We start from the raw sequence: 12291 nt of genomic DNA, 5'->3' as shown, positions 1-12291 counted from the left end.
TCTCACACAGGCGTCAAGGTCAAGCGATGCGGCCGACCTCGCGCAGGTAGTCCTCCAGCGCCGCCTGCTGAGCACTTAGTACGGCGACTCGGTGCGCTAGCCGATCGCGGTACTGCTCGACCTCGTCCACGAACTCGGCGCAGACCGAGCCGGCGCCGAGGTGAGGCAGCAGATCTCGCACCAGCCGGACCGGTAGCCCGGAGTCGAGCAGCGAGCGGATCACGGCGACCCTGTCGATGGTGGACTGGCAGTAGTCGCGGTAGCCGTTGCTGAACCGGCCAGGGACGATGAGGCCCTCGTCCTCGTAGTACCGCAGCGACCTCGCGCTCACACCGCTGGCCCTGGCGGCCGCGCCGATCTTCATACTCGACCCCAACAGCGGCTCCGGGCGCGATCTTCCCTGGACGCCTGCTGTGCAGCTGACCTGCCCTTGCGGCATCGTGGAGCCCTGAACGGAAGGAGCGGCATGGCCGACACGGACGACGAGCAGGGCGTCGGGCTGGACCCGGCGTACGCCAAGGGTGAGGACGAGGGCGCACCCGGCGCGGAAGCCGCCGGCGAGGATCGTCGTGCCAAGGAGTGGGAAGCCGGCGCCGACCTGGCGCAGGCGGAGGCCGCCGGTCTGGACGAGGAAGCCGACGAGGACGAGGCGCAGCGGCATCGCGAAGACGCCGAGCAGGACGCCCGGGACGAGCGCGAACGGCTCGACAGCCGGCGGCGGCTCGATGTGTACCGGGCGGAGGCCGAGGTGGCGGAGGCGTTGCGGCTGGCACATGTGGACGAGCGCGGGCGCGACAACTTCCGTTCGCACGCGGACTCGGAGCGCCGGCTTGCCCGGCAGGACTTCGGCCGGGCGGCCGGGCTGGAAGCAGGTGCGGCCGGCCGGGACGATCCTGCCGCCGAGGCGGACCGCGCGAAGGCCGGGCGGGCACGGGTGTCGGGGTCGGTCGAGAACGCCCGGGCGAACCGCGACGACGCCACGGCCGACACCTACGGCACCGACGCCCGCGAGCACCGCCGCGAGGCGGACACCCGCAGGCTCGAACAACCGCCCGCCGCGGAAGCGGTCCGCAATCCCCCGCAGCGAACCCCGCGCGCCCGCAAGAACCTCAGAAGCCGCAAACCCAAAACCAAAGAACTCCGCGACTTCGGCCTCGGCGAGTAGTACCGCACCCGCACGGCGACCCGCAGGCGGCGCGAGGCGCCGGGGTGGACGGGCGCCGGGATCGGCGTGGGGACCGGGCGCTGAAGTTCGCGGGTTGGTGGTCAGGCCGTGAGGTGGCCGACGCGGATGATCAGGAGGTTGGCGGCTACGACCAGGACGAAGACGGTGCCGAGGAGCCAGTGGTCGAGGCTCCACAGCGCGAGGCCGGCCAGCCCGAAGAACGCGATCTTGACGATCGCGGTGACGACCGGGCTGCCGTAGTTCGCTGTCGGTGCGGCGAAGAGACCCCAGACGACGGCGGCCAGCACCGGCAGTCCGATCGCGAGCAGCAGCTTGATCGGCGTACTGCCGCCCGTGCGCCAGCCCCACCACGCGAAGATCCCCAGCCCGGCCAGCTCGACCGCGAAGGCCAGTCCCAGGTTGCTCCAGCGCCAGATCTCCTGCATCGTCCCCACTCCTCACATTTGTGAGAGCACCGCTCTCTCTTGCTTCCAGTATTGGCGATCGGTCAGCAGAAAGCAAGAGCACTGCTCTCTGAAGTTGCACCCGCTCCGGCGAGCGGTGATGATCGGCAGATGACGACGCCGAGACAGCGTGCGCATCAGCAGACGATGAGCGACATCCTCCGGATCGCCCACCAGCAACTCCGTACCGAGGGCTCGGCCGCCCTCTCGCTGCGCGCCATCGCCCGCGAACTCGGCCTGGTCTCGTCAGCCGTCTACCGCTACGTGCCGAGCCGCGACGAGTTGCTCACGCTGCTGATCGAGGAGTCGTACAACGCATTCGGCGACGCGGTCGAGTTCGCCGAGGCTCGCATCCGCCGCGGTGACCTCGGCCGGCGCTGGCTGACCATCGGACGCGCCGTACGCCGGTGGGCCGTCGCCAATCCGGCAGAGTGGGCCCTGCTCTACGGCAGCCCGGTGCCTGGGTACCACGCGCCGCCTGAGCGGACCACGGCCGCCGGAAGCAGGGTTCCGCTCCTGCTGCTCGGCTTGCTCGCGGATGCCGGGCTGGAGCCGTCTCAGGACGACCCACCGATGACGGCGGCGCTCCGGCGCGAGCTGGACCGGCTGCGACCCTCACTGCCCGGGGAGCTCAAGCCGGAGATCCTGGCGCGCGGTCTGCTGGCCTTCTCGTCACTATGCGGCCTGGTGAGCCTGGAACTGTTCGGGCAGTTCACCAACACCGTCACCCAGTTCCCGGCCCACCTCGACCACCAACTGATCCGCCTCGGCAAATCCCTCGGCCTACCAGCACCGAGCGCCTAGGGACCAGCGGCGACATCCGCCGATCCCGAACTCAGACCCCGCGCAGGTTCGGCTGCCGCTGGTCGAAGAAGAGGCCGGCCGGTGGCTCCTGCACCGGCAGCGGCGGGATCGGGTAGTCGCTGTGCGAACCACGGCAGGCCGCGAACGGCCCGTCCGGGTCCAGCAACGCCATCATGTGCGGGTCGGCATGGTCACGCCACCACACCGACATCCCGGTCGCCGGGTCGAGCCGCAGGTGCTCCCAGGCCCGCCAGATCGAGTCCAGCCGGCTCAGCGCCTCGGCATGCCGGTACCACTCGGGGCACCAGACGAACTGCTGTCCGATGCGCCGGCAGTACAGGTAGACCAGCCGGTCCTCGACGAACGCCGCGACGTGTGGGTAGAAGAGCTCGCCTTCACCATCCACGGCGTTGCTCCTCGGTCTGCTCCCAGACCGGTGCCGGCGGTCCGCTCGGAGCGACCGGGGCAGCGGGCTGGTTACGGCCCGCGGCGATCCACGCGCCCGCGCCGGTCTGGGTGATGGCCGGAGCCGACGCACCCGGGTCGTGGTGCGCGAACGAGGCTTTCACCGCCGCCGCGTACGGGCCGGCCATCCACGGGACGGTCTTGATCATCGTGGCCGGGATCCCGGACGGGAACACCACCGCGCGCCCGGGCGGCATCGAGGCGAGGTCGGAGACCTCCATGATGTGGTGCCGCTGGGTCTGCTTGCTCGTACCGCGTTCACCCTTGTTGTACGACACCGAGTTCGACGTGATGTCGTAGTCGCCGATCAGCTTGCTCAGTCGCTCGAGGAAGTTCGCGTCGGACACGCCACCGCCGTACACGCGGATGTTCGCCGCGGACCACAGCTTTTCCATGCCGCGCTCGCCCCAGCACTCGACCCCCTGGGCCCAGGACTGCAGGATCGTCATCAGCACGATGCCGCGCGAGCCGAAGTGGCTGTAGAGATCCGGCAGGTCCTTCCAGCGGCAGACGTTCGCTGCCTCGTCCAGTACGCCGACCAGCGGGCTGGGCATCCGGCCGCCCGCGCAGGTCTTCGCGTAGTCCTCGGCGGCCTCGACGACGGCGACGGTCAACGCGGTGACCAGCGGGCCCGCAGTACCGGCGCCTTCCTTGGAGAGGCTGTACAGCGTGCCGCCTTCGCGGACGAACTGGTACGGGTTGAACTGCGGGCGGTTGTCGTTCGGCCCGTTCGGGATGACCCAGCGGGTCACCTTGCGGTTGATCAGGAACTGCGCGCTCTGCTGGGCGGTTCCGTAGATACCGCCGCGCTGCTTGTCGGGCGCGCTGATGACACCGGCGAGCGCGTCCGCGGACAACTGCAAGCCCGGAGTCGATCGCAAGATGCGCTCCGGCTCGTCGTTGCGGGGATCGGCGAGCCAGCTGTAGATCTGGGTGATCGGGCGCTTGGCCACCGCCGCGGCCAGCAACAGGCCGGCCAGCAGGTCGGTGCCGGCGGCATCGAAGAAGGCATCCGTACGGGCCGACTCGGAGCGCTGCGACGCGACGAAGTGCTCGGCCAGCTGGCGTGCCTTCGTCTCGTCGGTGATGTAGCTGAGCGGGTTCCACCACCAGTTGGGTTCCTCGCCGCAGACCTCCTGCGGGTCGAACACCCAGACCGGTCCCTTGGCCGCGCGTGGATCCCGGGTGGCGTCGACGATGTCCCGCTTGTTCGACGTGGCGATCACCGACCCCGGCGCCTCCAGAATCGCCGGCACCGCCCGCGAGGTCGTCTTACCGGTCCGGGGTCCCCAGACGTCGACGTGCATGTCTTCCCAGGAGCCGAAGACCTCGAGGTTGTCGCGGACCGTGCGGCCGATCATGACACCGGGACCCGCATGCCCGGCGCCGAGCCGGTTGGCGATCTCCTGGGCGCCCTCGCGGGTCAGCTTGTAGATCTCGTTGCGCTTCGACATCAGCTGGGCGGACCGGTCGACCCGGGAGCCGGGCCTGCCCATCCGTACGGCGAGGTAGTACCCGCCGCCACCGAGCACGGCCAGCAGGACGATCTCCAGCAGCAGCACCCCGGTCGCGGCGCCCGACCACTCCACGGTGCCGTCGATCAGGTCGGTGATCGCGCCGACCGGGTTCCCGCCGACGTCGCGGGTGTTGTTGATCGCGGCGGCGATCTTCAGCGACGACCAGATGCCGCCGACCACGATCACGAACAGGCCGATCCCGACGAACACCAGGATCGACTCGACCGACAACCCGGCGGGACCGGTGGACTTCTTGCCCTGGGCCACTATTCCTCAACTCCAGCCTTCGCGACGATGCGGGTGGCCGGGTCGGGCGGCGGGGCCAGCCGGGTGCTCGGGTCGGGCGGCGGCAGCATCGCCGGGTCGTCGAAGGTGTACTCCTCGACGACCTCCTCCGTCCCGTCGTCGCCGATCTCCACCTTCAGTGGCCGGCCGTCCGCGCCGGTTTTCCAGAGCTTGTTCGTGTCGTTGATCTCGCGCTCGACCGAGGTGAGCGCGACGTGCACCGGGATGCCCGGGCGGCCACCGACCTTGACCAGGAAGTTCCCTCGGCCGGGTGGCGCCGCCTCCTCACCGGTGGCCGGGTCCCAAGCGGGCGGGTCCTGCCAGCCGATGAGCATGTTCTGCTCCTCACCCGACAGCGGTACGACGGCGGTCAGGTTCTCCATCTCGGCGCGCGGCAGGCCGCCGCAGATCACCATGCCGGACCGTTCGACGAAACCCTTCGCCTTCATCCGGTCCTCGGGGTGCTCCAGCGCGAGCAGGTCGGACATGGTGTGCGAGATCATCGCCATCCCGACACCGCGCTGCCGGTTCAATCGGGTCAGTGCGTCGACCCGGTCGACCAGACCACGCCCTGCGCGCAGTACTCGCCAGAGCTCGTCCAGGATGACGAAGTAGTGCCGTCGTGGCTCCAGCCCGGCATCGGCCAGCGCCTGCGAGACGGCGACGGCACCGAAGCCGTACGACCAGCAGGCCAGCAGCACCGCGGCCTGCAAGCTCGTCTCGGAGTCGTCGATGTTGGAGACGTCGAACACGACCGGACGATCCATCGCCATCGGGTGGTCGGTCTGCTCCGAGAAGATCTCACCGAGCCGGCCACCGCCGACCAGACCGATCAGGGAGGCCTCGAGGCCTTCGGTGATCTGCCGGTAGCGCTCCATGCTGCCGCGGTCCAGCGCGACGTCGCGGACCCGGTCCGGAGCTTCCTGGACCACCCGCAGGAGATCCCGCAGTACCGGCGTGCCGTCGTGGCGTTCGTCGAGGACCTTCAGGGCCTCGTCGATGATGGTCTCTTCGCGGTCGGTCGGTGGGGCCGAGCGCATGATCGAGATCAACGCCGACACCATCGTGGAACGGCGGCCGTGCGCGTCGGCCTGGATGGCCTGGCGAGCACTGCCGGTCAGCCGCAGTGCGGCCTTGCGGGACTCGCCGGGGTCGAGCACGTTCAGGTGGCCACGGCCGCGGCCGAGCTGGATCACCTGGCCGCCGAGCGCCTCGATGAGGTCCTTGTAGTCGGGCTTGAGGTCGCCGAGCACGAGCGGCATCACGCCGTACCCGGCCAGGCCGAGTGCCATCCGGCGGATGATCGTCGACTTGCCCAGACCCGGCTTGCCCAGCACGAAGACGGACGGGTTGGAGATCAGCTTGGCGCGCATGAACCAGCTGATCGGGTCGCAGCACATGGTCGCGCCGGAGAGGATGTTGCGGCCGATCGGTACGCCGACCATCGGGCTGCCGGTGCCGGCCGCGAACGGCCACATCCCGCACACCTGCACCGTCGTACCGCGCCACTCGGCCGGAGCCTGCAGGTACGTCGAGTAGCCGCCGCCCATGCCGGGCCAGCCGCGTGGCATCGGGCGTTTGCCGCCCCGCATCGGGTCGACCGGCTTCTTCTTCTTGCTCACTGGGCCTCCCGCTGGCTCATAGGGCTTCCCGGATTCCGGCCGGAACCGACAGGTGGCTCTGCAGGACGACACCCAGCGGCAGCGCCGCGACGAAGGCGGAGTCCTGCGATCCGTACGCCGGCCGGAGCAGCACCCGGGCGGTGGCACCGAGGTTGTCGATCGCGGCGATCATGTCGGGCAGTTGCTCGGCGGACATCACCGTCCCGGTGACGACCATGCCGAAGTTCACCAGGCCCGCCCCGCGCGCTTCTTCCATCGCAGTACGGTCGGCGGCCCTTGCTTCGGCCAGCGAGCGGGCTGACGGGCGAGCCGAGGCGGTCGCGCGGAACGAGGCGTTGCGCTTGTCCGCTTCCACCATGCGCGCCGAGGTGGCCGCGTCCAGCGGCCGGTACAGCAGCGTGACGCGTTTGCGGTCGATGTCGGGGTGCGGAGCAACCAACTGCGAGAGCACGGACGAGAACACCTCGCCGCGCGACGCCTGGGTCATCTGCCACGTCACGGACCACGCACTGTCGTGCCTGTACTTGTCCCAGAACGACTGCGCCGCCGCCGGCCCGACATCGGTCCACTGCAGATCCGGCGACATGCCCTGACTACGAGCCTCGTCGATCAGTACTGCGGCGGCCGGGTCGTACGCGATCCGGACGGTCTCACAGAGCTCCTGTGCGGTCACCGGTCGGGCGGCACCGGCGCCGGTCGAGTTCAGGCTCTGGGTGAGAGCGGGCAGCCGGGACGCGAGCTCGCGGCCCATGTCCTCTTCTTTGCGGCGCTTGCCCTGCCGGTCCGTGCCTTTGAACGTCAGGGCGACCCGGGCGGACACCAGCGCGGAACCCTCCGGGTACGTCTGGATCACCTCGGCGAGCATCGCGCGCGCGATCGCCGGCGTACCGTCCTGGGTGTTGTGAGTGACCTCGCGCCGCAATCTGATACCGGTGTCGGGCGCACTCTCGACGGTGACCGAGGCCGCGACGACGCCCGGCTCGTGACCGAGCGACGCGAGCCACTGGCCCCAGTGCGCGACCCAGTTGTCCACCTGGTCCTCGTCGACCAGCGAGGCGCCGTCCGGCTCCGCGTTGATGACGACGGTGAAGTGCCGGGTGCTCGGGTAGAACAGCAGAGCGAAGGGGCGGCCGTAGGAGTCCTGGTACTCGCTCAGCTGCGATGCGGCCGCGAGACCGGGCAGCTGGAACTTGCCCCACGGCGTCCGGCCGAGCGGACCGGAACGGTAGATGTTGTGCTTGGCCATCTTTGCTCGCTGCCATCCAATTCGGGTCGAGAGTCTCTGCAGGCTGGACTGGCCGTGCTTGTCCTTGGTCATCAGCATCAGCAGCGTGATCCCGACGATCGTCATCGAGATCACCGCGCCGATGAGGCCGCCGGCCATGGTGGCGATGAGCGTCACCACCAGGCCGCCCATCATGATCATGGTGCCGAGCGTGCCCAGACCCGCGATGCCCGCCGACGCCGGCTGGCGCCAGTTGCCGTAGGTCCTGGGCGTGCTCCGCACGCTGTCAGCCGCTGCCACTTGGTCCCTCATCCATTCCGTCTATTTCCTTGCCGACGTCCTCGGTGAACTCCTTGGCCGTGTCGATGCCCTTCTTGACCGCTGCGGCGGCCGCGACGACAGCGATCCCGACCGGTCCGGCCGCTGCACCCGCACCGGCCGCGGCACCACCTGCGGCCGCACCACCACCGGCCGCCGCGCCGCCACCTGCTGCGGCGCCACCACCGGCCGCGCCACCTGCTCCGGCACCGGCTCCGGCTCCACCGCCCGCGCCACCACCGGCACCTCCACCAGCACCGCCGCCGGCGCCCCCTCCGCCGCCACCGGCGCCGCCGCCTCCACTACCGCCACTGCCGCCCCCGCCGCTGCCACCGCTACCGCCGCCGCTGCTGCCGCCTCCGCTGCCACTCGGTGAACCGGAGCCGCCGGTACTGGAGGTCGGTTGCCGGGAGGGGCCGGGGGTCTCCGAGCCAGTGGGACCGTCGCTCTCGCTCTGCCCCCGGGTGGAGTCCTGAACCTTCTCGCCCACCTTGTCGGCGCCGAGCATCTTGGCGGCCATCATGCCCGCGCCGGCCGACCCGGCCGTCGCCGACACCATCGGCGCGATGAACCGCATCAAGGCCGGCAGGGCGAACAACGCGAGCACCAGCATCGTGATGCCGGTAACCATGTTCATGATCTTGTCGCCGTCGGTCTGGCCGGCGAAGGCCAGCGGGCCGGTCTTCGGCTTGTCCTTCGCGAAGTTGGCCGAGGTGAGCTTGATCGCGGTCGCATAGATCAGAGCGGCCACGGGTTTGTAGAGGATGAAGGCGATCAGCCAGGAGATTATTCGCTTGAACCAGCCTTTACCCATCTCGGTGTTGGTCGCCGACGCAGCGATCGGCAGCACCCCGATGAGCAGGATCAGCATCGCGTAGCGGACCACCATCAAGACAACCTGGATCAGCGAGGCCAGCAACGCGATGATGGCGATGGCGATCATCAGCCCGACGCCCAGGGTGCCGGTCGGGGCGCTCAGTCCCAGCAGCACCAGCATCGCCCGGCCGAAGCCGGCGGCGTTCTCCTCGTGCCGGTTGCACACGAACCCCTGCGCGTTGTCGGTCAGCGCGGTCGACACGATGCACTCGGAGAATTTGTCGCCGACCGTGATCAGCACCTGCGCGACGCTGACCGCCATCGTCGACGCGACCGCCAGGGTGAGCAGCGACCGGAGCAGGTCACGGGCCGACTCACCCCGCTGCGTCCAGGCCATCTGGCAGCCGGCCACGATCACACCGATGGTCGCCGCGAAGACCGCGATCCACGCGGTGTGCTGCCAGATCCAGTCGATCGCGAAGTCCGGCTTACCGGTGCTGGAGTTCCCGATCGACGGCGTGTCGACGTACACCCAGAACGTTCCGATGGTGCCCATCACACTGCCGACGGCCTTGGCCAGCGCGTCGAAAATCGGATCGAAGATCACTTTGATCAGCCCATCGATTGCGAGGGACACGGTGCCCAGGATCATGTTCTTGATGCACTCGACCCAGCCGTCGTCGCAGAACATCGCGATCATGTCAGCCTCCCGTCCGCGGGGAGACGAAGCGCAGGATGGCCGGCAGCGCCACGATGGCGAGCAGCATCATGGTGACGCCCGTGATGACCTTGAGCGTGGAGTCCGCGCCACCCTTCGGCTCGCCGATCAGGAAGATCGCGGTCGCATAGATGAGAGCGGCCACCGGTTTGTAGATGATGAAACCGGCCAGCCAGCCGACGGCGCGTTTGAACCACATCATGCCGGCCTCGGTATTGGTGGCGGCCGCGGTCAGTGGCAGTACGCCGACCAGCAGCACCAGCATCCCGTACCGGATGATCATCAGCCCCAGTTGGACCAGGGCGGAGATCACCATCAGGATGCCGATCACGATCACCAGCATCAATCCGACCCCGCCGTCCTTGAGCGGGTTCGTCATCTTCTCGGTCAGCTTGTCGTCGAAGTTCGACTCGCCGATCGACTGCTGGATGATCCAGCGCGAGAAGACGTCGGACACGGTGATCAGGGTGGAGGCGAAGGCGACGCCGGCGCCGGAGACCACGACCATCGTCAGCAGGCTCTTCATGATGTCGCGCAGCGGTTCACCGCGCTGCGAGACGGCCATCCGGACACCGCCGATGATCACCGAGATGGTGGCCGCGAAGACCAGGATCCAGAACGTGTACGCCTGGACGAACAGGATCGCGCTGTTGTTGCCGATGCCCGGGGTCTTGATGTCGACCCAGAGCGTGCCGACCGCCTTCATCACCGCGATCACCGCGTCGACGATGATCTTCTTCAAGGTGTCGAAGAGGAAACCGAACAGGCCGCCGATGGCCGCCTGGATCGCGTCACCGAGGTACTTGCGGGCGCAGTCGTCCCAGTTCCAGGGCGCCAGCGAACAACCGAGGACAAGCATCAGCTGCCTCCGAACCGGACGTAGCCGTCCAGCGATCCGAGAATGTCCGGCGCGACCTCACCGTTGAAACTGCCGTCCGGCTGCAGGACCACCTTCCAGTCGCCGCCCTGCCAGACCAGGGTGATCGGCAACGAGGCGACGCTGCGGTAGTCGACCTGCACCGCGAGCGCCACGATCGCCCGGTTGGGCAGGTAGTCGACGACCTTGAACCCGGTGAACTGGGACGGGTCCCCGGCATCGTGCGACGGCGACGGGGACGACCTGTTCTCGTTCAGCGCCCTGGTCCGCCCGGCACCGGGCGCGATGCGGTGCTGCAGGACCGACCTGGTCAGGTCGGGGTTGCGGATCTGGCCGAGCGTCACCATCGCGGCGAGCACGGCACCGGTCGGCGAATGGGCGAAGCAGTACCGCAGGCCGTTCGCGTCGGTGGTCGCCGGACCGCCCTGTGCCTGCAGCGGGATCAGCATGTCCGTCTCGAACTGCCAGGAGACCGCGGGCGGCGCCGTCCGGGGGATGCGCTGGTCCGGGTTCTTCGCCTTGCAGCCACCGGAGGCGTTGTTCACCGGCGGCGGGGTGACTACCGGCGTACTGGTCGGGTCGTCGCCCGGTGTCGCCGGCGGCTCGGTCGGCTCGTCGGTCGGCAGGTCCGTCGGCTCGGTGAGCCCCGGCGACGGACTCTGCCCGGCGCTCGGCTGATCGTCGCCACCGGCCCGGCCCAGCACCAGGAAGACGATCACACACACGACCACTGCCCCGATGACGATCGCCGAGGCGACGAAGCCGCGGTTCTCCCACGGGGAGGTGGATTCTCCCGCGTCGTCGTCCTCGCCGTCGCCGGACCCGCCGCTGAACAGTCCCACGACCGATCAGCCGCCCGGTACGCCGGCCGGGGCGGTGGCCGGAGTGGTCATTTCAGCAGCGCCCCGACCAGCGCCGAAGCCGAACCGATCACGATGCAGGCCGCGAGCACCCAGCCGAGCCGGGCGGCGTGCTCGCCACCCTCACCGCGACGCTGGCCGATGGCCATCATGGCGCCGGCGATGATGACGCCGAGAACACAGATGGAGAAGGCGATCCAGGTCACCCAGCCGACCACCGTCTTGATTCCGCTGGACGCCTCGGTCGGCGGCTCGACGCCGACCAGGGGGGCAAGAAGCGGAACGAATTTTGCGAACATCAGAATGGACCTCTCAGTAAGGGGCGGGGTAATCCGCTGGGTTCGACGCGCGAAGAGCGTAGATGGATTCAAGTACTTCGAAAACCTCGTCGGGAGTATTTTCCGGCGTGGGGTCCTCCCCCCTTCGCCACTCCTCGATCCACGGGATGTCCCAGACCCTCGGCACCCCACCGCCGACGATGTCGGCGAAGTCGTCCAGCACGCGGGGCAACCGGCCCGGAGCGTCCGCGATCAGCACGAGCCCGAGCACCGCGATTCCCTGGACCACACCGGAGGCCCATTCGATCGCTGCCCGCTGCGCTGCCCGCAGGCCGGCGCCATGGGTGCGTGCGACCAGCACCACCGGCGTCGGCACCGGCGGCGGTGGGATCGGCCAGCGGTGGCCGGCGGCCCTGGTGCCGGGAAGCAGCAGCGACATCGTGGTCTCGCCCGAGCCTCCGTGCACGCCGACCCACCAGAGCGTGTCGGCAGCGGGAATCGCGAACTTCGGCAGCCGCTGGTCCTCGGCCGGGGCGGTCACTCCGTGCTGCGGAGCGGACGGCCCCCGGGGCGTCAGGTTCACCGGCGGCGGGGGCCCCTGTTGCGGTTGCGGCGCCAGGGTCGGCGGTTGTTGCCGAGTCCACGGGTTCTGCTGCGGTTGCGTCATGGCCCCTCCTCTCGCGGCGTGTCACGGGCTGTCGCCCACAGTATTCTCTCGCTATCCGGGTGTACTGGCGTGACCCATCCACAGGCGAGGATGTTTCTACCCCCTTGTCGGGGTCAGACGAGCCGGGCAGGCTCGCGAATTGTCATGCCTGTGGGCGGACGGCATGTCTTCGGGCGGAAGAAATGCTAGAACGTAGGGCTTGAGAGCCGA

At 69.2% G+C, this 12291-nt stretch carries 13 protein-coding genes; 2 read left to right on the top strand and 11 right to left on the bottom strand.

Annotated features, from left to right (window positions below; genetic code table 11):
* Window positions 1-19: 19 nt before the first annotated feature.
* Complete coding sequence (locus DIZ26_RS24005) at window positions 20-364, bottom strand: MerR family transcriptional regulator (RefSeq protein ID WP_112245196.1); 345 nt, start codon at window positions 362-364, stop codon at window positions 20-22.
* Window positions 365-466: 102 nt separating this feature from the next.
* On the opposite strand from DIZ26_RS24005, the gene DIZ26_RS24000 reads away from it, so the two are divergent.
* Entirely contained in the window at window positions 467-1165 is a 699-nt protein-coding gene (locus tag DIZ26_RS24000; RefSeq protein WP_112245194.1) for a hypothetical protein, read from the top strand.
* Window positions 1166-1266: 101 nt separating this feature from the next.
* Here DIZ26_RS24000 and DIZ26_RS23995 read toward each other — a convergent pair whose 3' ends face one another.
* Window positions 1267-1611, bottom strand: a complete 345-nt coding sequence (locus tag DIZ26_RS23995) for a YrdB family protein (RefSeq protein WP_112245192.1) — start codon at window positions 1609-1611, stop codon at window positions 1267-1269.
* Between the two features lie 129 nt (window positions 1612-1740).
* Here DIZ26_RS23995 and DIZ26_RS23990 point away from each other — a divergent pair, with 129 nt between their 5' ends.
* On the top strand, window positions 1741-2433 hold the full coding sequence (locus DIZ26_RS23990; protein WP_112245191.1) for a TetR/AcrR family transcriptional regulator: 693 nt from the start codon (window positions 1741-1743) through the stop codon (window positions 2431-2433).
* A gap of 31 nt (window positions 2434-2464) precedes the next feature.
* Here the strand turns inward: DIZ26_RS23990 and DIZ26_RS23985 are convergent, their stop codons facing one another.
* From DIZ26_RS23985 to DIZ26_RS23945, 9 genes are read right to left on the bottom strand one after another with little or no spacing between them, the layout of a single operon-like run.
* Window positions 2465-2839, bottom strand: coding sequence for a DUF4913 domain-containing protein (locus DIZ26_RS23985; protein ID WP_112245189.1), 375 nt, complete (start codon window positions 2837-2839; stop codon window positions 2465-2467).
* On the bottom strand, window positions 2829-4682 hold the full coding sequence (locus tag DIZ26_RS23980) for a type IV secretory system conjugative DNA transfer family protein (protein ID WP_198676249.1): 1854 nt from the start codon (window positions 4680-4682) through the stop codon (window positions 2829-2831). The genes DIZ26_RS23985 and DIZ26_RS23980 overlap by 11 nt, the downstream gene beginning before the upstream one ends.
* Window positions 4682-6322 carry an ATP/GTP-binding protein gene (locus DIZ26_RS23975; protein ID WP_232828554.1) on the bottom strand — a complete coding sequence of 547 codons (1641 nt, stop codon included), beginning with the start codon at window positions 6320-6322 and terminating at the stop codon, window positions 4682-4684. Before DIZ26_RS23975 ends, DIZ26_RS23980 begins: the two co-directional genes overlap by 1 nt.
* Window positions 6323-6338: 16 nt before the next feature.
* Window positions 6339-7859, bottom strand: coding sequence for an SCO6880 family protein (locus tag DIZ26_RS23970; RefSeq protein ID WP_232828553.1), 1521 nt, complete (start codon window positions 7857-7859; stop codon window positions 6339-6341).
* A complete protein-coding gene (locus DIZ26_RS37970) occupies window positions 7834-9381 on the bottom strand; it encodes a hypothetical protein (protein WP_198676248.1) in 1548 nt (515 codons plus the stop codon). Before DIZ26_RS37970 ends, DIZ26_RS23970 begins: the two co-directional genes overlap by 26 nt.
* Before the next feature lies 1 nt (window position 9382).
* The gene (locus tag DIZ26_RS23960) at window positions 9383-10258 is read right to left on the bottom strand and encodes a hypothetical protein (RefSeq protein WP_112245187.1); all 876 of its coding nucleotides are present in this window, start codon (window positions 10256-10258) and stop codon (window positions 9383-9385) included.
* Window positions 10258-11118, bottom strand: a complete 861-nt coding sequence (locus tag DIZ26_RS23955) for a hypothetical protein (RefSeq protein ID WP_112245185.1) — start codon at window positions 11116-11118, stop codon at window positions 10258-10260. Before DIZ26_RS23955 ends, DIZ26_RS23960 begins: the two co-directional genes overlap by 1 nt.
* 47 nt (window positions 11119-11165) lie before the next feature.
* A complete protein-coding gene (locus DIZ26_RS23950) occupies window positions 11166-11435 on the bottom strand; it encodes a TrbC/VirB2 family protein (RefSeq protein WP_112245183.1) in 270 nt (89 codons plus the stop codon).
* 13 nt (window positions 11436-11448) lie between these two features.
* On the bottom strand, window positions 11449-12081 hold the full coding sequence (locus tag DIZ26_RS23945) for a DUF6668 family protein (protein ID WP_112245181.1): 633 nt from the start codon (window positions 12079-12081) through the stop codon (window positions 11449-11451).
* Window positions 12082-12291 lie beyond the last annotated feature (210 nt).

Source organism: Kribbella monticola, from assembly GCF_003261635.1.
GTDB lineage: Bacteria > Actinomycetota > Actinomycetes > Propionibacteriales > Kribbellaceae > Kribbella > Kribbella monticola.
Note: the sequence above shows the minus strand (reverse complement) of the source record. Positions and strands in the feature narration are given on the sequence as shown.